The following is an 18,424-nucleotide window of genomic DNA, read 5'->3' on the forward strand; positions in this document are numbered from 1 at the left end:
GGACAGCATAGCCGATTCGCGGGGCTGGCACAGATCAAAACGTGAACGACGCCCCGGCGCCCCGGTTGACGCTTTTCGCTGGAGGTCTTAGGTGGAACGCCATGCCGATCAAGCCGCTCATCATCCTTCCCGACCCCATCTTGCGCCAGGTTTCGAAGCCGGTGGAGCGCGTCGACGGGCCTTTGCGCAAATTAGCCGACGACATGCTGGCGACCATGTATGACGCGCCCGGCATCGGACTGGCGGCAGTCCAGATCGGCGAACCGGTGCGCATGCTGGTGATCGATCTGGCCAAGGAAGACGAGACGCCGGCACCGCATGTCTTCATCAACCCGGAAATCCTGAGCAGCGCCGACACGCGCTCCGTCTACGAGGAAGGCTGCCTGTCGATCCCAGACTACTATGCCGAGGTCGAACGCCCGGCAGCCGTGCGGGTCAACTATCTCGACCGCGATGGCAAGCTGCAGGAGATCGAGGCCGAGGGGCTGATGGCGACCTGCCTGCAGCATGAGATCGACCACCTCAATGGCGTCCTGTTCATCGACCACATCTCGAAGCTGAAGCGCGACATGGTGGTGAAGAAGTTCAAGAAGCTCGCCAGGGACAAGGCGCCAGGCAAGATGGTGGGATAGGGGAAATGCCCCTTCGCGTCATCTTCATGGGCACGCCGGAGTTTTCGGTGCCGACGCTGCGGGCCATCGCCGAGGCCGGACATGAAGTTGCCGCCGTCTATACGCAGCCGCCGCGCGCCGCCGGGCGGCGCGGGCTGGAGCTGACGCCGTCGCCGGTGCAGCGCGAGGCGGAGCGGCTGGGCATCGAGACGCGCACACCGGTATCGCTCAAAGGCGAGCCCGAGCAGGCCGCTTTCCGCGCCCTGCGGGCCGATGTCGCAGTGGTCGTCGCTTATGGCTTGCTGCTGCCGAAGGCGGTTCTGGAGTCCCCCCGGCTTGGCTGCATCAACGGCCATGCCTCGCTTTTGCCGCGCTGGCGGGGTGCCGCGCCGATCCAGCGCGCGATCATGTCCGGGGACAGCGAAACCGGCATGATGGTGATGCGCATGGAAGAGGGCCTGGACACCGGCCCGGTGGCAATGGTTGAAAAATGCGCCATCGAACCCGATATGACTGCCGGCGATCTGCATGATCGGTTGATGAGTGTCGGCGCTGCACTGATGGTGGAAGCGCTGGCGCGACTGGAAAGGAAGACCCTGACGTTTACCGCACAAGCGGTGGAAGGGGTGACCTACGCCAAAAAAATCGATAAATCTGAGACTCGCTTGAACTGGACTCGCTCGGCGAGCGAAGTGCACAATACCATTCGTGGCCTGTCGCCCTTTCCCGGGGCCTGGTCGGAGATTGCAATTGGCGGCCGCCCGGAGCGGCTGAAACTGCTTCGCTCGACGCTATCGCAAGGCGCCGGCGAGTCGGGAGGAATTCTCGATGACCGGCTGACGGTCGCCTGCGGGGCAGGCGCGATCAGTCTGGTCGAAGTTCAACGGGCGGGCGGAAGGCCCGCTGCCGCGTCGGAATTCCTGCGCGGGGCCAAGATCGAAAAAGGAATGAAATTCTCATGAGCATGATGTCGATACGCGCGGCGACGCCGCGGGATCGCGAGGCCATCCGCCTCGTCGAGGAACACGCTTTCGGCCAGCAGGCGGAGGCCGGACTGGTCGACGCGCTGGTGACCGGCGGCGACGCCGTTGCCGAACTGGTGGCGGAAGAGGACGGCCAGGTGGTCGGCCATATCCTGTTTTCGCGACTGTTCGTGCAGAGCGGCGGCAAGAACTTTGCGGCCGTGGCGCTCGCGCCGCTGGCGGTCGAGCCCTCGTTCCATGGCAGCGGCATTGGCGGCGCGCTGATCCGCGAGGCGCATATCCGCCTCAGGGATGCCGGCGAGACGCTGGCCGTGGTGCTGGGTGATCCCGCCTATTACAGCCGTTTCGGCTACACCCATGCCCGCGCCGAAAAGTTCGAGAGCGAGTACCAGAGCGAGGCCCTGCAGGCACTGACCTGGGGCGACGCCCCAGAAGCCGGCAGGCTGGTCTACGCCTCGGCCTTCGGGTCGGCACTCGCCGCGTAAGCGGCATCTGAATGCGCCTCTAACTCAAAGAGATAGAGCATGATGTCGTCCGAAAGCCGCTTCACACTTTTCGGCATCATGCTCTAGCATGCCGCGTTTTCGCCTCGACATCGAATATGACGGCAGTCTGTTTGCCGGCTGGCAGCACCAGGCGGATCAGCCTTCGGTGCAGCAAGCGATCGAACAGGCGATCGAAAAATTCTGCGGCGAAGAGGTCCGGTTGCGCGCCGCCGGCCGCACCGATGCCGGCGTGCACGCAACCGCCCAGGTGGCGCATGTCGACCTCGCCAAGGCGTGGTCGGGCGACAAGGTGCGTGATGCCGTCAACGCACATCTGCAGAGGGCCGTCGCACATATCGCCGTCCTGAAGGCGACGGTCGTCGCAGACAGCTTCGACGCGCGCTTCTCAGCCACCGGCCGCCATTATGTCTACCGCATCCTCAACCGTCGCGCGCCGGCGGCTATCGACAAGGGCAAGGTGTGGTGGGTGCCGAAACGGCTCGACGCCGACGCCATGCACGAAGCGGCGAGAGTCCTGCTCGGTCGGCATGACTTCACCACCTTCCGCTCGACCCAGTGCCAGGCCAACAGTCCGATCAGGACGCTGGAGCGGCTCGATGTGAGCCGAGAGGGTGACCTGATCGAGGTGAAGGCTTCGGCACGCTCGTTCCTGCACAATCAGGTGCGTTCGATGGTCGGCTCCCTCAAACGTGTCGGCGAAGGCGCCTGGACCGTCGCCGACCTGAAAGCGGCGCTCGATGCGCACGACCGCGCCGCCTGCGGCCAGGTGGCGCCGCCCGACGGGCTTTTTCTCATTGGTGTCGATTATCCCGAGGGCGTCGATTATCCAGGATAGAGCCCCATAAGGCGCTATCCCGAGATGAACCCGGAAAGGCTCTGAGACCCGACATCGTCCGGCACGGAGATGCCGAGCAGCGCCTGCAGGCCGAACAGCGCCAACAGCGAAGCGATGAACATGCCGACGAAAACGGCGGAGCCGATGGCTACGCCCTTGCCGATTGTGGTGTTGGTCATGCGCCAGGTCAGCACCATGGACAGGGCAAACAGCAGCAGCGACACGAGGCTCGAAACCTGGCTTGCCGACGACAGGAAAAGTCTGATCAGCGCCGAGGGCAGCATCAGCCAGGCGGTGATGGCCGAGGCCCAGTTGCTGGCAACGACATAATGGACGAAGCGGCCGCCAATGCCAGCGCGCGGCGCGACCAGGGCCAGAGCGATGAGCGGCAGCACCCAGGAGCCTATATCGACCGTCGCCAGGCGCAACAGCATGCTGAAGCGTCCGGCAAAGGCCTCGGGATCGCCGATCTCGTTGGCGATACCGACCCACCCGACGATCAGCGCCGGTGCAGCGACGATGATGGCGAAAAAGGAATTCCAGAAGCCGTCGGCCGACAGGTCGAGCAGGCGCAGGCCGTCGGCCTTGCCGAGCATCAACCGCCAGGCGCCCGTCAGCGAAGCTTGGGTTTCGTCCGCTGAAAGCATGCTCATGCCTGCCCGAACCAGTCTTCGATGAAGCGCTGGTAGATTTGGGTCAGTGTTTCGAGATCGGCAATGGCGACGCGCTCGTCGACCATGTGCATGGTCTTGCCGACCAGGCCGAACTCGACCACCGGACAATAGTCCTTGATGAAGCGCGCATCCGAGGTGCCGCCCGAGGTCGACAGCGTCGGCTCCTTGCCGACCGCCGACCTGATCGAACCGCGCAGCGTTTCGATCAGCCTGTCGTCACGGGTCAGGAAGACATGGCTCGGCCGGTCGCGCCAGACGAGGTCGTAGTCGACCGGCGTCTTCTTGCCCTGCCGGTACTTCTTGCGTTTGGCCGCCTGATCGAGCCGGTTGTGGATTTCCGCCTGCACGGTCTCGGCCGTCCAGGTGTCGTTGAAGCGGATGTTGAAGGTCGCGGTCGCCTTGGCCGGAATGACATTGGTGGCCGGGTTGCCGACGTCGATGGAGGTGACCTCCAGATTGGTCGGCTGGAAGTCCCTGGTTCCCTTGTCGAAGACAGGATGCAGCAAGGCGTCGACCAGGCCCATCAGGCCGCGCACCGGATTATCGGCAAGCTGCGGGTAGGCGACATGGCCCTGGCGGCCGTTGACGGTGATGGCGCCCGACATCGAGCCGCGGCGGCCGATCTTGATCATGTCGCCAAGCGCGTCGGGGTTGGTCGGCTCGCCGACGATCGAGGCATCCCATTTCTCGCCCCTGGAAGCCGCCCATTCGAGCAGCTTGACCGTGCCGTTGATGGCCGGCCCTTCCTCGTCGCCGGTGATCAGCAGCGAGATCGAGCCTTTCGGGCCGCCATTGTCCTCGACATGGCGCGCCACGGCGGCGATGAAACAGGCAATGCCACCCTTCATGTCGACGGCGCCCCGGCCATACATCTCGCCGTTGGCGATTTCGGCGCCGAAGGGCGGATGCGTCCAGGCGGCTTCGTCGCCGACCGGCACCACGTCGGTGTGGCCGGCGAACATCAGATGCGGGCCGTTGCCTGAACGCCTGGCATAGAGGTTTTCGATGTCCGGCGTGCCATCTTCCGAAAACACCCGCCGATCGACCAGGAAGCCGAGCGGTTTCAGCATCGTCTCCAGCGCAGTCAGTGCGCCGCCTTCGGCGGGCGTCACCGAAGCGCAACGGATAAGGGCGGCGAGGTTCTCGGCGGGATCGGTCGGCAGCGTCATGGCAAAAGCGATAATCGAAAGCGGCGGGCCTGTCACGGCCAGACATAAGGGCCAGTGATGGCGCCGACATTATGGTTTTCATGTCGTATAGTTGCGGGGCGGTGCGGAGCGACGGGATGGCAAACGCGTACAAGAGGATCGTCATTGCCGGCGCCGGCAGCATCGGCTGCTATGCCGGCGGCTGCCTGGCGCTCGCCGGGCGCCGGATGGTCTTGCTGGCGCGGCCGCGCATTGAGGCGGCGTTGCGGCAGCGCGGATTGCGGGTCAGCGACCTCCAGGGCCGCGACCGCATGATCGCGCCGGACGCGCTTGTCGTCACCGCCGATCCGGCTGTCGCCCTGTCCCAGGCGGATGTGATCCTGGTCACGGTCAAAAGCGGCGCCACGCAGGATATGGCAGACCTCATCAGGGCTCACGCCCACCGCGATGCGGTGGTGATCAGCCTGCAGAACGGCGTCGACAATGCCGACAGGCTGCGCGCCGGGCTCGACGGCCGGACGGTGCTGGCCGGCATGGTGCCGTTCAACGTGGTGCAATCCCCGGACGGCGAGTTGCCGCTGCGTGTGCACCGCGCCAGCGACGGCAAGGTGATGATCGAAGACGGTGGTGCCGGCCTGGCCGGCCTTCTCGGTGTCGAAGGGTTTGCGGTCGAAACCCATGGCGACATGAAGGCCGTGCTGTGGGGCAAGCTGCTGATGAATTTGAACAACGCGCTGGTGGCGCTGTCCGGCCTGCCGCTGGCGAGCGAACTCGCCGACCGTCGCTGGCGGATGATCCTGGCCGGCCAGATCGACGAGGCGCTCACGGCGATGAAAGCGTCCGGCATCGAGCCGGCGCGGATCACCGGCTTGCGGCCAGCACTGCTGCCGAAGGTGCTCAGGCTGCCGGACTGGCTGTTCAGGCTGCTGGCGCGGCGCATGCTGGCGATCGACCCGCAAGCGCGTTCGTCAATGTGGGACGATCTTCAGCGCGGCAGGCCGACGGAGATCGGCGAACTGCAAGGGGCGGTGCTCGGCCTCGCCGAACAGACGGGTACGCCGGCGCCCGTGCTTAAAAAGGTTACCGCCTTGGTGCGCGCGGCGGAGGCGGGGCGGCTTGGCTCGCCGGGCCTGGCGCCGGAGCAGGTTGTTGCGCCGCCGGATGGGCCTCGATCAGCGTGATCTTCTGCCAGATCTTGCGCGACAGGTTGGACGCCAGGTTCTCGATGTCGTTGACGCCGTCGATGACCACGTCGTCATTGACCGACTGCGCGAACAGTGCGGCGATCTTGCCGGTGATCGACAGCATTTCGGAGCAGTAGTCGAGGTAGCGCGCCAGGTCGGCGGCATTGGTGATGCGGGCCGGTGAGTGCGAGGTCGGCTTGAAATTGGCCGAGAGGGCCGCCGGATCCTTGGTCAGCTGGTGCATGTCGATGACATGGATCAGCGACCGCAGGCCGTGCAGCTGGCGAAACACCCGCTTGCGCTTGATGCGCTCCTCGGTGCGGACCAGCGCCAGGAAGCCGAGCACGGCGAGGATCATCATGTTGATCGTGGCTTCGATGCCTTGCACCGACTGAACCGCGTCGTCGGCCTGGGAGATGTGAATGAGCGGCAGGATCGTGCCGACGAACAGGAAGACCAGCGCGCCGGCGACAACGGCGGCGACGATGAGCCCGCGCAGCCACCAGATCGGCGCTTCGAGCGCCTGAGCCGCCTCGGTCAGATCGCGCGACAGCGACACCAGTTCGGCGGCGACGCCGCGCAGTCCGGCGTTGGGAAAACGCTCGGCGACGCGGCCCTCCAGCCGTTCGGCGGTGTCGATGATCAGTTTCGGATCAAGCGTGCGGTAGCGCATGTCCGATCGGCCCTCAGGATTGCGCCGGCTCGTTGGTGCGCCGGCCATAGCGGTTGGGCCCAGGCTGCCCTGGAAACAGGCACAACACAAGGAAGGCGACGATCGAGACCACCGGCACGAACAGGATCAGCGCGGCAATGCCCGGCTTGTCTAGGTCGTGCAGCCGCTTCACCGCCAGCGCGATGTTCGACCATAGCGAGGCGATGAAGGCGATGAAGAAGATGAACGACCACATGTTGCTCTCGGCCGAACCTTCCGGCACCAGCGTGAAGCGGTAGAGCGGAAAGGCCTGTATGATGGCGACGAGCAACCCGCCAAGAAAATAGGCCGCGCGACTGACGCGGCCCGATGTTTTGAAGAAAAGCCAGGTGAGATCTGATCTGTCAGGCAAGCGGGTCCGGTCCATATTGATTGGCGCCCTTGGCGCCTTCGAGAATGCCGCACTCCACCAGAAACCAGATCCCGCCGATGATCGGCACGAGGATGATCAGGCTCCACCAGCCGGACTTGCCGCGATCGTGCCAGCGCTTGGCGTAGACGGCGAAGATCGAATAGAGCATGGCGAGCGAGTAGAGCAAATAGATAAAGCCGTAGGGCATTTGGTTGAACGTCGTGCCGAGTATGTTGTCGAGGATCGTCGCGATGATCCCGCCGACAAAGACAACGCCGACACAAGCCCAGAACTTGGCACGGTTGATGCGACCCTCGTAGCTGGTCAGCAGATACTTCCAGTCCATGTCACCCCTCCATCAGTCACGCGCGACTCATTGTCGCGCCGGCGGAAGGTGCGTCCGTTTCCGGAAAAGATCAATCGCGCAGCAATTCGTTGATCGAGGTCTTGGAGCGGGTCTTGGCGTCGACCCGCTTGACGATGACGGCGCAGTAAAGACCCGGGCCTGGCTCGTTGTTCGGAAAAGGCTTGCCAGGCATCGACCCGGCGACAACGACGGAATTCGGCGGCACTTCGCCGTAGAAGACTTCGCCGGTGGCGCGGTCGACGATCTTGGTCGACTGGCCGATGAACACGCCCATGCCGAGCACCGAGCCTTCGCGCACGATACAGCCCTCGACCACTTCCGAGCGCGCGCCGATGAAGCAATTGTCCTCGATGATGGTCGGGCCGGCCTGCATCGGCTCCAGCACGCCGCCGATGCCGACGCCGCCCGACAGATGCACGTTCTTGCCGATCTGGGCGCAGGAGCCGACCGAAGCCCAGGTGTCGACCATGGTGCCGCTGTCGACATACGCGCCGACATTGACGAAGGACGGCATCAGCACGGCGCCCGGCGCGACATAGGCGGAACGGCGCACGATCGACGACGGCACGGCACGGAAGCCCGCCTTCTCGAAGTCGACGGCGCTCCAGCCGTCGAACTTCGACGGCACCTTGTCCCACCACACGGCCTGGCCGGGACCGCCCTTGATGATCTCCATCGGGTTGAGCCGAAAGGACAACAGCACGGCCTTCTTCAGCCACTGGTTGACATGCCATTTGCCGTCGGCCTGCCGCTCGGCGACGCGGGCGGTGCCGCGGTCGAGCAGGTCGAGCGCCGACTGGATGGCGTCGCGCGTTTCGCCACGGGTCGCCGTCGAAATCGCGTCGCGTTCCTCGAAGGCCTTCTCAATGGTCTTCTCGAGGCTCGCCAGATCGGGCTTCGACATGAATTTGCTCCATTACCAAGCTGTTAAGGGGCTGCGCCTTACCCTGTTTTGAACGTCGCGCGGACCCCTGGGCAGGCTTTGCCCGCCTGGGTCTTTGCATGTAGCAGGTTCTTGTCGCAAAACCGCCGGACACTTTTGCGGAACCTGCTTATGTTAAGGCTCAATGGGGGTCAATCGCGGCTGCGCCATGGGACGGCGCAAGTGAAGAAATTGGACGGGTAAGGTAACTATGACTCCTATGGAAAAGGCGGGGTGGACGCCGCTGCCGCATTCGGATGAGGATCTGGAGCGGTCGAAGAGCGTGCCGGACACGCCGCAGACGCGTGCCGAGACCTACCGGCTCGCCTGGAACGATCCCGAGTTCATGACCAGGCGCGAACTGCGCGCGGTCAGGCTGCAGCTCGAACTCCTGAAGCCGGAAATGATCCTGGCCGAACGCGGCATCCGCTCGACGGTGATCCTGTTCGGCGGCGCACGCCTGCCGGAACCCGGCGGCGAGGCCTGGGCGGCCAAGAACGAGACGCAGAAGAGGAACCTCGAGGAAAACAGCAAATACTACGAGGAGGCGCGCAAGTTCGCGCGGCTGTGTTCGCAGCAGTCGGCGGCGTCATACTACCGCGAATATGTCGTGGTGACCGGCGGCGGGCCCGGCGTGATGGAAGCCGGCAATCGCGGCGCCGACGACGTCGGCGCGCCATCGATCGGGCTCAACATCGTCTTGCCACACGAGCAGGCGCCGAACGCCTATGTGACGCCGGAGCTCTGCTTCAACTTCCACTATTTCGCCATTCGCAAGATGCATTTCGTCATGCGCGCCAAGGCGGTCGCGGTGTTTCCCGGCGGCTTCGGCACGATGGACGAGTTCTTCGAGACGCTGACCCTGATCCAGACCGGGCGCATGGAGCGCGTACCGGTGATCCTGTTTGGCAAATCCTTCTGGAAACGGGCGATCGATCTCGATTTCCTCGCCGAACAGGGCACGATCAGCCCCGGCGACCAGGACATCATCGATTTCGTCGACACCGCCGACGAGGCCTGGGGGATCATCAGCCGCTTCTACAATCTGTGAGGGCACTGACGGTTCGAGGTTCATCGAGATTCAGGTCAGGCCGAGCCGAAAACGGTGGGTTCCGAGAACCGGAGCGGAGCGTACGTTCGGGTACGTGAGCACCGGAAGCGCAGGAAGCCGCCGTTTGCAGGCCGGCATCACCTGAATATCCATGAACCTCAGGCGGTGACCTCGACGATCGCGGTCAGGAAGCCGGCGAGGTCGTCGGTGACGAAATCGACATCATCCTCGTTGGCCGGGTCGCGCTCCCATATCTCGGAAAAGGTCGGCTCGAAATTGCGCGGCACGACGAGCACCGTGGTCATGCCCAGTGACTTCGGCACCGCAAGGTTGCGGGCAAGGTCCTCGAACATCACCGCATTGTGGCCGGTGACGGCGTGGAGTTCGGCGAATTTCTCGTAGGTCTGGCGTGCCGGTTTGGGATTGAGCCCGGCGGCGACGATATCGAAGATGTCGTCGAAATGGTCGAGGATGCCGAGCTGGCGCGCGGTGCGTTCGGCGTGCCTGCGGTCGCCGTTGGTGAAGATGAACTTTCGGCCCGGAAGCTGGCGGATGGCGGTGCCGAGAACGGGATCGGGCACCAGCCACGAATAATCGATGTCATGCACCTTCTCGAGGAAATCGTCAGGGTCGATGCCGTGGCGCGTCATCAGCCCGTTCAACGTCGTGCCATACTCGAGATAGAGCTCCTTTTGCAGCTTGCGTGCCTGCTCGCGCGGCAACGCCAGCAGTTCGCCGACATAGGCGGTCATCTTGACATCGATCTGCGAGAACAGATTCGAATGATGCGGATAGAGCGTGTTGTCGAGGTCGAACACCCAGTCGGTGACATGAGCGAAGCGGGCGGGGTCAGGCAGCGTGGTCATGCGCTCCTTATGGCATGAAACAGACATTCTGAAAGAGACTTTATCCACAACTTATGCGCGCCGTGAGTCGCGGAAATAGCGTCACCCTTCAAATTTTAAGCATCCGGGAAAGGTAGCCTTCAGGGCTTGCTGGCACAGAGGCAGACCTGTGGGAGCACGCGATGAATAGCATAATTTTGAGATCCGCCGCCGTTGCTTTTGCCTCTGTCGCAGCCTCCCTCCTTTTGACGCTGATCATCGTTCCGGCGATGGGATTTCCGGTCAACCGCACGATCTGGCTGACCACCACGCTCTGTCCGCTGGTCCTCGCCTGGGTCGCCAGCGCAAGCACTTTCTGGCAAAGCGACAGGCTGAAAAGCGCCCATCGCGACCTTGCCCGAGCCCATGCTCAGCTCGCCGCCGCGCATCGTCGCCTGGCGGACAAGGCGAGCCGCGACGACATGACCGGTATGCTCAACCGGGAAAACTTCTTTGCCGCCCTCGATGGTTCCCGCCGCAAGTCCGATCGCGGGGCGCTGCTGATCATCGACGCCGACCACTTCAAGAGGATCAACGACAATTTTGGCCACCTGACCGGCGATGACGCACTGCTCTTGATCGCCAGCGCGATCGAACGCGGCGTGCGCAGCGGCGATGTGCTCGGCCGCATCGGCGGCGAGGAGTTCGGCGCCTTGCTGATCGGCGCCACCGAGCAGGAGGCCAAGCGCGTCGCCGAGCGCATTCGCCGCGAAGTCGAGCTGATCCGCTTCCGGCCCGTCGACGAGCGGACCGTTCCGCTCACGGTCAGCATCGGCGGAACCGTCTGCGGCGAGGACATCAGCGTATCGGACCTGATGCGCGCCGCCGACCGGCGCCTCTACCAGGCCAAGCACCGGGGCCGCAATCTGACGATCCTCGACACGGACATTTCCGAGGCGGCGTGATCAGGCCGCCGATCCACTGGATCCGCCCGTTAAGGAAATCCTAACCCTGTTCACACTCGGTTGCGCCGTTTACCCGGTTTTCGCTGCTTTGCGGGTAGCGTGGCACAATACTGGCTTCTGCCGCGATGCATGTGCCGTTCCGGGACCCGTCGTTCAGGTAACGCCATGCGCCGTCGAAGCCCCCACCCGAGAGACCAGCCATGAGTTTCTTCATCAAGAAAATATCCCGCCGCACGATCGTGCAGGCGTTGATCGCACTGCCTGCCCTGTCCCTGTTCCGCACGCTGCCTGACGCCGATGCATCCCATGCTGCCCCAAACCGAGCCGACCCGACACGGGCCGATCCGAACGAGATCGTCGAGATCAATGGCTGGATCCTGAAGCGGAGCGATCTGGTATGATATTCGACAGCTATGACGCGTTTCGCGCCGCGAATTTCACCGCCAAGGTCTGCATCCTCGGCTCCGGCCCGGCCGGCACCACCATTGCCCGCAAGCTTGGCGCTGCCGGCATTCCGGTCGTGGTGCTGGAGGCCGGCTCGCGTGAATTCAGCGACGAGTCGCAGGATTTCTACCGTGGCACGACGGTCGGTGATTTCTACTTTGATCTCGACGTCACCCGGCTGCGGTTCATGGGCGGCAGTTCGAACCACTGGGCGGGCTGGTGCCGCGTGCTCGACAAACAGGATTTCGAGCCTAAGGCCTGGGCGCCCGACACGGGTTGGCCGATTCGCCGCGCCGACATCGAACCCTATCTGCCGGAAGTGCACGATATCCTCGAACTTCCCGGTTTCCGGCCGGACATGCCGGTCTCCGACGACATTCGCTGGGTGCAGCTGATCAAGAGCCCGGCGGTGCGCTTCGGCGAGAAATTCGCCGACGAGCTCGACAAGAGCGGGAACATCGCGGTCGTGCTCAACACCTACGCCACTGAACTTGCCGGCGACGGCAAACGCGTGACGGGCGCCAGGCTGTGGTCCAACGGGCAGGACGCCGGCGCCTTCAGCGCGGACTATTTCATCGTCTGCACCGGCGGACTGGAGAATTCGCGCCTGCTTCTGTGGTCGAACCAGCGCTCGAACGGCGGCGTCGTGCCGAATGCGACGGCGCTTGGCCGCTACTGGATGGAGCATCCGACCTTCGAGGGCGGCAATGCCATCCTGGCCGACTATGGCGAGTTCGAGGTCGATGCCGTCAACGAGGTCTTCTTCTCGCCGACGCTTGTCGCCATGGAGCGGCTACAGATCATGAATTTCGGCATCAGGCTGATCGAGACGCCGTATCCGGGCGTTAAGAGCCTGATCGCCGACCTCGCCTGCACGGCGCCAGACATGGCCGAATGGATGTCTGCCAAGCTCAGCCAGAATCTGCGATGCGCGGCCCAGCTTTATGTCGCCTGGGAACAGGCGCCGCTGGCCTCCAACCGGATCGAACTGTCGACGACCGATGTCGACCATGCCGGCGTGCCGCGCATCGAGCTGCACTGGAAGAAATCGGAGCTGGAACACCGCACCCTTCTCGAAGGGCTTAGGCTGTTCGGCGCGACGCTGATCGAGAAGAATCTCGGCCGGGTGCGCATTGCCGACTGGATCACCAATGGCGGCGACTACCCGACCAACGACGAGACGGCGGGCCATCATCATATGGGTGGCACGCGGATGGGCACCGACGTCACCAAGAGCGTTGTCGACGCCAACTGCAAGGTGCACGGCATGGACAATCTCTATGTCGGCGGCTCCTCGGTGTTCTGCACGTCGGGCGAATGCAATCCGACGACGACGATCACCGCTCTGGCCTGCCGGCTGGGTGATCATCTTGCCAAGGTGGTCGCCGTCTGAGCGTTCCACACTGCAATGTCATCCTGGGACATTGAAGCATCCCGATAATGCCGGCGCCGATGACGGCGCCGGCAGGATGCACGTCACGGCTCAGAAGCCGTAGACGGCGATGCGCACCAGTACCGCGGCGGCGGCCAGCGCGACGAGCAAAATACCCAGGCCGATGGGGGACCCCCATCCGTACCGTTCCATGGCCAGCTTGGCATATTTGAACTCTTCCTCATGCGAGAGGGGCGTACGCTGTTGAATCAAGCTCATTTTTTCACTCCATGATGGCGGCCGGCTCTTGCCTTGTGGGCGCTGCAACCGCATATTGTTGAGATAGTCTAAATGTTAGACAGATTGATAGTTAGATGATCGAAATAAATTCGTCAAGCGAGAATCGGACCGAAATGACGACGGCCATCGGCCTTGCCATCATGCAATGGCAGGACGCGACGCAGGCCTATGACGAGGCGGTGGGGCTGAGGCTCGGGCTGAACATGGCCGAACGCCATTGCATCGGCCTGCTCCATGGCGGCCCGCAATCGGCCGGTGCGATCGCCACCGCAACCGGGCTGACGCCGGCCGCCGTGACAGCGCTGATCGACCGGCTGGAGGCGCGCGGGCTGCTGACGCGCACGCGCAGTCTCGAGGACAGGCGCAAGGTGGTGATCGAGGCGACCAAGGCCACGCGGGACCTGTCGGCGCGCTACTACGGCACTATTGCGCGGGAAGGCGAAAAGGTCATCGCGACCTTCAGCGACGCCGAACTCGCCACAATATCGCGCTTCGTCAACGCCGCCCTCGACCTGCAGCGCGCCCAGCTGGCGCGGCTGAAGGCCGAGGGGTTGGACAACCCTGGGCGATAGGGGTGCGATGTGTTGGCGGCGTTACTGCGAATGTCGGCAGGCAACGGGACTATTTCGGCTGGACCCCATAGGCGACAAGAAACGCCCCCACTGAGGCATCCGCGTGCCGTTCCAGTTCGACCTTGGAGCGCCGGTTGCTTCCCGTGAACATGGCTTCATTCATGGGGATCCAAAGAAGCATCCCAAAAAAGTGGCTGGCTGCCAGATAGGGGTCACTGGTTTGTATCAGCCCTCGACTGGTGAGCTTTTGAAAGCAGGAAGCCATTGAGCCAAGCATGCGCTCGAAGCCCTTTTCGTACCAGCTGCGGCCAAGCTGCGGCATTCGATCCGCATTGGCGATGATCAAGCGCCGCAGCTTCAACAACTCTTCATCCATGAGCGTCGTTATCAAACATCGAGCGAGCTGCTGCAGGCCACCTTCCATGAATTTCGACTCGGAAAGCAGCGTCGTCACGGACTCGATGACATCGTTGGCCTGGGTAGCGGTTGCAAGAACGACTTCGCCGAACAGCGTCTCCTTGTCGGTGAAATGCTTGTAGACGGTCTGCTTGGAGGCCCCCGCCCTGGTGGCGATTTCCTCCATGCTGGTCCCGTCATAACCCTTGCCGATGAACGCCGCCGTGGCCGCCTGGATGATCTCACGATCCTTGCGTGCCGATCTCGTCTCACCGTCGATTTTCATGGCGACCTCCTGACCAGTACTAGACGGTACCGTTCCCGCATGATAGTCATGAAAACGGTACTGGACTGACTAGTACCTGTCAACGAAGGCAAGGCTTAGACCGATGACCAAGATGATCTTCATAAATCTGCCGGTGCGCGATCTGCAGGCAGCGACCAAGTTTTATCTCGCGATCGGCGGCACACTAAATCCGCAGTTCTCGAACGACCAGGCCAGTTCGATCATGTTCTCCGACTCGATTGGGGTGATGCTGCTGACGCACCAGCACTATGGCCAGTTCACAACGCGTCAGATCGGCGACGCCATGCGTGACAGCCAGATGCTGATCGCACTCACCGCCGGCAGCAAGGACGAGGTCAATGCCACAATCGAGAAGGGCGTGGCGGCAGGCGGCCGCGCCGATCCCAACCCTGCGCAGGACCTCGGCTTCATGTTCAACCGCCACATCGAGGACCCCGACGGCAACGTCTGGGAGTTCCTGTGGATGAACCCCGCCGCCATGCAATAGCCCAGCGGGATCAAAGCGTCCAAAGCGCGTCGCGTCGACACGGATTCATGCGACGCGCTTTGTGTCTGATGCAAGTCGTTCCCGGCGGAAGCAATTCTCCCGGAATTGTTTAGACCGTCGCCGGGTCGAGCGCCGGCTGGCCTTTGTGGCGCGCGACGATCGCCTCGAAATCAGCGGTCTGGAAGGCATCGCGCAAGGCGTCGAAGGAGGGCAGCACGAAATAGGCGCGCTGGAATTTGTCGATCTCGTAGCCGGTGCGCATCACCGTTTCGAGATCGAACGGCACGTGGTGGGCGTCCTTGCCGTCGACGGCGAACTGCAACTCGGTAAACGACGACATCAGGCCGGCGCCAAAGGCCTTCAGCTGCTGGCCGTTCTCCTGCAACAGGCCATATTCGGCCGTGTACCAGTAGAGCCGGGTGATCATCTCGTCGCCGCCCAGCGCAATGATGTCGCCGGCCTTGCGGCCATACATCTGCATGAAGTCGGCAAACACCGGCTGCGACAGCACCGGTACGTGGCCGAAGAAATCATGGAACATGTCCGGCTCGACGATGTAGTCGAGCTCCTGCCTGGTCCGCAGCCAGTTGGTGACCGGGAAGCGGCGGTTGGCGAGATGGTCGAAGAAAGGTGCGGCGGGAATGAGACCCGGCACGGCGACGATCTCCCAGCCGGTCAGCTTTCGCAGCTTGGTGCTGACGTCCTCGAAATCGGGGATGCGGTCGAGCAGGCCGAGCTTCTCGACGCCGTCGAGATAGGAGTGGTGGGCGAGCTTGCGCGTCAGTTTGGTCTGTCGGTCGCACAGCGTGCGCCACACCGCCTGCTCCTCGGTGCTGTAATCGTAACCCTGCGCCACGGTGAAATCGGCACGGCAGACCGAATAGTCACCACGCAACCCTTGCGCCGCGCAGTCGCGGGCATATTCGGCAACGCTCATCGTCGTCATGGTTCTTCTCCCTACAAGTCATGAATGGCGGACGTGCCGAAAGGATAATCGGATCTGCCGAGGCAAATCGGTTTTGATGGTGGTTCGAACATGATATTCGGGATAATATTCACTCCAGAAAGACCTCCATGGAGTGAAAATGCCTCAATTCGATGATTTCGAGATCAAGATGCTCGAGGTCCTGCAGGGCGACGGGCGCAAGCCGGTGTCCGAGCTGGCGCAAGAGATCGGGCTGTCGACGACCCCATGCGCACGACGTTTCGAGGCGCTGCAGGATGCCGGCATCATCAAGGGTTTTGCCGCGGTGATCAGTCGCCGCGCGGTCGGCCTGATGGTCGAGGTGTTCATCCAGGTGCGCCTTGTCAGCCACAGCGACGGCTCGCCCGAAAGCTTCATCGCCGCCGTGCAGCGCATGGACGAGGTATCGTCATGCTGGACGATGACCGGCGACCACGATTTCCTGCTGCATGTCATGGTGCCGTCGGTCGACGAGCTCAATGCTTTCGTCATGCACCGGCTGATGCGGCTCGACTGCGTGCGCGATGTCCACACCCAGCTGGTGCTGCAGAACATCAAGGGCCCCGGCCACGTGCCGCTCGGCCACCTCAGGCGGTAATGGTGCCTGCCCTGCCCATCCCTGCGGAAAAGCTGCACGCAAACTGCTGAAACGGGCCAATCGGGCGTCCATATCGCCGGCCAACATCCGCGGACCAACTGCCGGAGGTCCGCCATGAAAATCGTGCTGATCAATCCACCGCACACCGCCATCGGCAGCCGCGTGCCGGACGATCACCTGCCGCCGCTCGGCCTGTTGGCGCTGGGCGGCCCGCTCATCGATGCCGGCCATCAGGTGCGCCTCGTCGACGCCGAGTTCGGGCCGATGCCGCTCGACATGGTGGTGCGCAATGCCCTGGACGATGATCCCGATTTCGTCCTGATCGGCCATTCCGGCTCGACCTCGGCGCACCCGACCGCCTTGCTGATAGCCGGCATGATCAAGCAGCGCGAGCCGGCGATCATCATCATCTATGGCGGCGTGTTTCCGACCTACCACTGGGGCGACATCCTGGCTGAAACGGACGTCTTCGACTTCATCGTGCGCGGCGAGGGCGAGGCGACTGTGGTGGCGCTGGTCGAGGCGCTGGAAATGCACCAGCCGCCTGCAAGCGTGGCGGGCATCGCCTTTCGCGACGATCTGCGCCGTCCCTTCGCCACGCAGCCGGCAATGACCGTCGCCGATCTCGACGCCTACCGTGTCGGCTGGGAGTTGATCGACCATATCAGCTACAGCTACTGGGGCGGCAAGCGTGCCGTGGTCATGCAGTTTTCGCGCGGCTGCCCGCATCTGTGCAATTATTGCGGCCAGCGCGGCTTCTGGACCCGCTGGCGGCATCGCGATCCGGTGAAATTCGCCAAGGAGATCGCCTGGCTGCACCGCGAGCACGGTGTCGAGTTGATCAACCTTGCCGACGAGAACCCGACCGTATCGAAGAAGGCCTGGCGCGCCTTTCTCGACGCCATGATCACCGAGAACGTACCGGTGCTGATCGTCGGCTCGACCCGTGCCGACGACATCGTGCGCGATGCCGACATCCTGCATCTCTACCGCAAGGCCGGCGTCATCCGCTGGCTGCTCGGCATGGAAAACACCGACGAACAGACGCTTGCATTGATCCGCAAGGGCGGCAGCACCTCGTCCGACCGCGAGGCGATAAGGCTGCTGCGCCTCAACGGCATCCTGTCGATGGCGACCTGGGTGGCCGGCTTCGAGGACGAAGGCTTTCGCGACCTGTGGCGCGGCTTTCGCCAGCTCATCGCCTACGATCCCGACCAGATCCAGGCGCTTTATGTCACGCCGCATCGCTGGACACCGTTCTTCAGGATCGCGCGGGATCGCAAGGTGATCCAGAAGGATGCCCGCCTGTGGGACTACAAGCACCAGGTGCTGCAGATGACGCGGCTGAAACCCTGGATGCTGTTTTTCAGCGTCAAACTGATCGAACTGGCGGTGCAGTCGCGGCCAAAGGCGCTGGCACGCATCCTGTTCCACAAGGACCCCGAACAGCGGCATTCGATGCGCTGGTACACGCAGATGGGGCGCCGCGTCTGGTTCCGTGAGGTCTGGGGATTTCTGGCCCGCGACGGACGGGTGACGGACGGCCCGACGCTTGCCGAGTTCTGGGGGGCGCCGCAGGACGCCGAGGAGGAATCGATGAGCGTTCGCCGCCCGCCGCGCAAGCTGGCTTTGCCCGGGATCGCGGTCTCACCGAACGCCTGACAGCTCGTCTCTTGAATTAATATACGTCGCGTATGCGTATTGACATACGTAGCGTATGCACCCACATCGAACACACGGGACGTATGCCAATAGCCGTCCCGCGCAGTGGAGTGTAGTGATCCAAAACCCTGAACTTACGAACGGCACTCGCCTTGCCGGCGAAGCCAATTCGCGACGCTGGAGGCCTG

Annotated in this window: 23 protein-coding genes; 13 read left to right on the top strand and 10 right to left on the bottom strand. The window is 63.3% G+C overall.

The window, feature by feature from the left end:
• Nucleotides 1–101: 101 nt before the first annotated feature.
• From def to truA, 4 genes are all read left to right on the top strand, one after another.
• Entirely contained in the window at nucleotides 102–632 is a 531-nt protein-coding gene (gene def / locus AC1DZP_RS12710) for a peptide deformylase (RefSeq protein ID WP_477302717.1), read from the top strand.
• A 5-nt stretch (nucleotides 633–637) separates the two neighbouring features.
• Nucleotides 638–1,573 (top strand): methionyl-tRNA formyltransferase, encoded by a 936-nt coding sequence (gene fmt, locus AC1DZP_RS12715; protein ID WP_477302719.1) that lies wholly within the window; start codon nucleotides 638–640, stop codon nucleotides 1,571–1,573.
• Nucleotides 1,570–2,079, top strand: coding sequence for a GNAT family N-acetyltransferase (locus tag AC1DZP_RS12720; protein ID WP_095083451.1), 510 nt, complete (start codon nucleotides 1,570–1,572; stop codon nucleotides 2,077–2,079). Before fmt ends, AC1DZP_RS12720 begins: the two co-directional genes overlap by 4 nt.
• A gap of 88 nt (nucleotides 2,080–2,167) precedes the next feature.
• Nucleotides 2,168–2,935: a tRNA pseudouridine(38-40) synthase TruA gene (gene truA, locus AC1DZP_RS12725; RefSeq protein WP_477302721.1), complete on the top strand. Its 768-nt coding sequence runs from the start codon at nucleotides 2,168–2,170 to the stop codon at nucleotides 2,933–2,935.
• A 14-nt stretch (nucleotides 2,936–2,949) separates the two neighbouring features.
• On the opposite strand, the gene AC1DZP_RS12730 is transcribed toward truA, so the two are convergent.
• Together AC1DZP_RS12730 and dapE are read right to left on the bottom strand one after the other, a co-directional pair.
• Entirely contained in the window at nucleotides 2,950–3,582 is a 633-nt protein-coding gene (locus AC1DZP_RS12730) for a transporter (RefSeq protein ID WP_477302953.1), read from the bottom strand.
• A 2-nt stretch (nucleotides 3,583–3,584) separates the two neighbouring features.
• Nucleotides 3,585–4,778 (bottom strand): succinyl-diaminopimelate desuccinylase, encoded by a 1,194-nt coding sequence (gene dapE, locus AC1DZP_RS12735; protein WP_477302723.1) that lies wholly within the window; start codon nucleotides 4,776–4,778, stop codon nucleotides 3,585–3,587.
• Nucleotides 4,779–4,894: 116 nt separating this feature from the next.
• Here dapE and AC1DZP_RS12740 point away from each other — a divergent pair, with 116 nt between their 5' ends.
• Nucleotides 4,895–5,938 (top strand): 2-dehydropantoate 2-reductase, encoded by a 1,044-nt coding sequence (locus AC1DZP_RS12740; RefSeq protein ID WP_477302725.1) that lies wholly within the window; start codon nucleotides 4,895–4,897, stop codon nucleotides 5,936–5,938.
• On the opposite strand, the gene AC1DZP_RS12745 is transcribed toward AC1DZP_RS12740, so the two are convergent.
• The 4 genes from AC1DZP_RS12745 to dapD form a co-directional block, all read right to left on the bottom strand.
• Nucleotides 5,838–6,614, bottom strand: coding sequence for a hypothetical protein (locus AC1DZP_RS12745; protein ID WP_477302727.1), 777 nt, complete (start codon nucleotides 6,612–6,614; stop codon nucleotides 5,838–5,840). The two genes, AC1DZP_RS12740 and AC1DZP_RS12745, sit on opposite strands and share 101 nt — an antisense overlap.
• A gap of 13 nt (nucleotides 6,615–6,627) precedes the next feature.
• The gene (locus AC1DZP_RS12750) at nucleotides 6,628–7,005 is read right to left on the bottom strand and encodes a DUF805 domain-containing protein (RefSeq protein WP_246461495.1); all 378 of its coding nucleotides are present in this window, start codon (nucleotides 7,003–7,005) and stop codon (nucleotides 6,628–6,630) included.
• The gene (locus AC1DZP_RS12755) at nucleotides 6,998–7,351 is read right to left on the bottom strand and encodes a DUF805 domain-containing protein (protein ID WP_095083461.1); all 354 of its coding nucleotides are present in this window, start codon (nucleotides 7,349–7,351) and stop codon (nucleotides 6,998–7,000) included. Before AC1DZP_RS12755 ends, AC1DZP_RS12750 begins: the two co-directional genes overlap by 8 nt.
• 70 nt (nucleotides 7,352–7,421) lie before the next feature.
• Nucleotides 7,422–8,276 (bottom strand): 2,3,4,5-tetrahydropyridine-2,6-dicarboxylate N-succinyltransferase, encoded by an 855-nt coding sequence (gene dapD, locus AC1DZP_RS12760; protein WP_457152930.1) that lies wholly within the window; start codon nucleotides 8,274–8,276, stop codon nucleotides 7,422–7,424.
• A 229-nt stretch (nucleotides 8,277–8,505) separates the two neighbouring features.
• Here dapD and AC1DZP_RS12765 point away from each other — a divergent pair, with 229 nt between their 5' ends.
• Entirely contained in the window at nucleotides 8,506–9,345 is an 840-nt protein-coding gene (locus AC1DZP_RS12765) for an LOG family protein (protein ID WP_457152931.1), read from the top strand.
• A 158-nt stretch (nucleotides 9,346–9,503) separates the two neighbouring features.
• Here AC1DZP_RS12765 and AC1DZP_RS12770 read toward each other — a convergent pair whose 3' ends face one another.
• Nucleotides 9,504–10,211 (bottom strand): pyrimidine 5'-nucleotidase, encoded by a 708-nt coding sequence (locus tag AC1DZP_RS12770; RefSeq protein ID WP_457152932.1) that lies wholly within the window; start codon nucleotides 10,209–10,211, stop codon nucleotides 9,504–9,506.
• A 161-nt stretch (nucleotides 10,212–10,372) separates the two neighbouring features.
• Between AC1DZP_RS12770 and AC1DZP_RS12775 the strand changes: the two genes are divergently transcribed.
• The 3 genes from AC1DZP_RS12775 (at nucleotide 10,373) to AC1DZP_RS12785 (ending at nucleotide 12,971) form a co-directional block, all read left to right on the top strand.
• Complete coding sequence (locus AC1DZP_RS12775; protein ID WP_477302730.1) at nucleotides 10,373–11,134, top strand: GGDEF domain-containing protein; 762 nt, start codon at nucleotides 10,373–10,375, stop codon at nucleotides 11,132–11,134.
• 200 nt (nucleotides 11,135–11,334) lie between these two features.
• Complete coding sequence (locus tag AC1DZP_RS12780) at nucleotides 11,335–11,535, top strand: hypothetical protein (protein WP_477224993.1); 201 nt, start codon at nucleotides 11,335–11,337, stop codon at nucleotides 11,533–11,535.
• Entirely contained in the window at nucleotides 11,532–12,971 is a 1,440-nt protein-coding gene (locus AC1DZP_RS12785) for a GMC oxidoreductase (protein ID WP_477302732.1), read from the top strand. The genes AC1DZP_RS12780 and AC1DZP_RS12785 overlap by 4 nt, the downstream gene beginning before the upstream one ends.
• A gap of 90 nt (nucleotides 12,972–13,061) precedes the next feature.
• On the opposite strand, the gene AC1DZP_RS12790 is transcribed toward AC1DZP_RS12785, so the two are convergent.
• Nucleotides 13,062–13,229, bottom strand: coding sequence for a hypothetical protein (locus AC1DZP_RS12790; protein ID WP_477302734.1), 168 nt, complete (start codon nucleotides 13,227–13,229; stop codon nucleotides 13,062–13,064).
• Between the two features lie 95 nt (nucleotides 13,230–13,324).
• Here AC1DZP_RS12790 and AC1DZP_RS12795 point away from each other — a divergent pair, with 95 nt between their 5' ends.
• Entirely contained in the window at nucleotides 13,325–13,822 is a 498-nt protein-coding gene (locus AC1DZP_RS12795; protein WP_477302736.1) for a MarR family winged helix-turn-helix transcriptional regulator, read from the top strand.
• Between the two features lie 49 nt (nucleotides 13,823–13,871).
• Here AC1DZP_RS12795 and AC1DZP_RS12800 read toward each other — a convergent pair whose 3' ends face one another.
• On the bottom strand, nucleotides 13,872–14,504 hold the full coding sequence (locus tag AC1DZP_RS12800; protein ID WP_477302738.1) for a TetR/AcrR family transcriptional regulator: 633 nt from the start codon (nucleotides 14,502–14,504) through the stop codon (nucleotides 13,872–13,874).
• Nucleotides 14,505–14,607: 103 nt separating this feature from the next.
• On the opposite strand from AC1DZP_RS12800, the gene AC1DZP_RS12805 reads away from it, so the two are divergent.
• Nucleotides 14,608–15,012 (top strand): VOC family protein, encoded by a 405-nt coding sequence (locus tag AC1DZP_RS12805; protein WP_477302740.1) that lies wholly within the window; start codon nucleotides 14,608–14,610, stop codon nucleotides 15,010–15,012.
• Nucleotides 15,013–15,121: 109 nt separating this feature from the next.
• Here AC1DZP_RS12805 and phhA read toward each other — a convergent pair whose 3' ends face one another.
• A complete protein-coding gene (gene phhA / locus AC1DZP_RS12810; protein WP_477302742.1) occupies nucleotides 15,122–15,958 on the bottom strand; it encodes a phenylalanine 4-monooxygenase in 837 nt (278 codons plus the stop codon).
• A gap of 139 nt (nucleotides 15,959–16,097) precedes the next feature.
• On the opposite strand from phhA, the gene AC1DZP_RS12815 reads away from it, so the two are divergent.
• Nucleotides 16,098–16,574 (top strand): Lrp/AsnC family transcriptional regulator, encoded by a 477-nt coding sequence (locus tag AC1DZP_RS12815; protein WP_477302744.1) that lies wholly within the window; start codon nucleotides 16,098–16,100, stop codon nucleotides 16,572–16,574.
• A gap of 114 nt (nucleotides 16,575–16,688) precedes the next feature.
• Nucleotides 16,689–18,236 carry a magnesium-protoporphyrin IX monomethyl ester anaerobic oxidative cyclase gene (bchE, locus tag AC1DZP_RS12820; RefSeq protein WP_477302746.1) on the top strand — a complete coding sequence of 516 codons (1,548 nt, stop codon included), beginning with the start codon at nucleotides 16,689–16,691 and terminating at the stop codon, nucleotides 18,234–18,236.
• The last annotated feature ends 188 nt before the right edge of the window (nucleotides 18,237–18,424 follow it).

Source organism: Mesorhizobium sp. P2_F8 (assembly GCF_056403655.1).

Bases quoted from the DNA above. Each gene is read 5' to 3' on its own strand.
- AC1DZP_RS12790 (WP_477302734.1), bottom strand. From the start codon at position 13,229: ATGAGCTTGATTCAACAGCGTACGCCCCTCTCGCATGAGGAAGAGTTC.
- AC1DZP_RS12805 (WP_477302740.1), top strand. From the start codon at position 14,608: ATGACCAAGATGATCTTCATAAATCTGCCGGTGCGCGATCTGCAGGCA.
- def (WP_477302717.1), top strand. From the start codon at position 102: ATGCCGATCAAGCCGCTCATCATCCTTCCCGACCCCATCTTGCGCCAG.
- AC1DZP_RS12815 (WP_477302744.1), top strand. From the start codon at position 16,098: ATGCCTCAATTCGATGATTTCGAGATCAAGATGCTCGAGGTCCTGCAG.
- AC1DZP_RS12745 (WP_477302727.1), bottom strand. From the start codon at position 6,614: ATGCGCTACCGCACGCTTGATCCGAAACTGATCATCGACACCGCCGAA.
- AC1DZP_RS12765 (WP_457152931.1), top strand. From the start codon at position 8,506: ATGACTCCTATGGAAAAGGCGGGGTGGACGCCGCTGCCGCATTCGGAT.
- AC1DZP_RS12730 (WP_477302953.1), bottom strand. From the start codon at position 3,582: ATGCTTTCAGCGGACGAAACCCAAGCTTCGCTGACGGGCGCCTGGCGG.
- AC1DZP_RS12770 (WP_457152932.1), bottom strand. From the start codon at position 10,211: ATGACCACGCTGCCTGACCCCGCCCGCTTCGCTCATGTCACCGACTGG.
- dapE (WP_477302723.1), bottom strand. From the start codon at position 4,778: ATGACGCTGCCGACCGATCCCGCCGAGAACCTCGCCGCCCTTATCCGT.
- truA (WP_477302721.1), top strand. From the start codon at position 2,168: ATGCCGCGTTTTCGCCTCGACATCGAATATGACGGCAGTCTGTTTGCC.
- AC1DZP_RS12775 (WP_477302730.1), top strand. From the start codon at position 10,373: ATGAATAGCATAATTTTGAGATCCGCCGCCGTTGCTTTTGCCTCTGTC.
- phhA (WP_477302742.1), bottom strand. From the start codon at position 15,958: ATGACGACGATGAGCGTTGCCGAATATGCCCGCGACTGCGCGGCGCAA.
- AC1DZP_RS12795 (WP_477302736.1), top strand. From the start codon at position 13,325: ATGATCGAAATAAATTCGTCAAGCGAGAATCGGACCGAAATGACGACG.
- fmt (WP_477302719.1), top strand. From the start codon at position 638: ATGCCCCTTCGCGTCATCTTCATGGGCACGCCGGAGTTTTCGGTGCCG.
- bchE (WP_477302746.1), top strand. From the start codon at position 16,689: ATGAAAATCGTGCTGATCAATCCACCGCACACCGCCATCGGCAGCCGC.
- AC1DZP_RS12800 (WP_477302738.1), bottom strand. From the start codon at position 14,504: ATGAAAATCGACGGTGAGACGAGATCGGCACGCAAGGATCGTGAGATC.
- AC1DZP_RS12740 (WP_477302725.1), top strand. From the start codon at position 4,895: ATGGCAAACGCGTACAAGAGGATCGTCATTGCCGGCGCCGGCAGCATC.
- AC1DZP_RS12780 (WP_477224993.1), top strand. From the start codon at position 11,335: ATGAGTTTCTTCATCAAGAAAATATCCCGCCGCACGATCGTGCAGGCG.
- AC1DZP_RS12755 (WP_095083461.1), bottom strand. From the start codon at position 7,351: ATGGACTGGAAGTATCTGCTGACCAGCTACGAGGGTCGCATCAACCGT.
- dapD (WP_457152930.1), bottom strand. From the start codon at position 8,276: ATGTCGAAGCCCGATCTGGCGAGCCTCGAGAAGACCATTGAGAAGGCC.
- AC1DZP_RS12720 (WP_095083451.1), top strand. From the start codon at position 1,570: ATGAGCATGATGTCGATACGCGCGGCGACGCCGCGGGATCGCGAGGCC.
- AC1DZP_RS12785 (WP_477302732.1), top strand. From the start codon at position 11,532: ATGATATTCGACAGCTATGACGCGTTTCGCGCCGCGAATTTCACCGCC.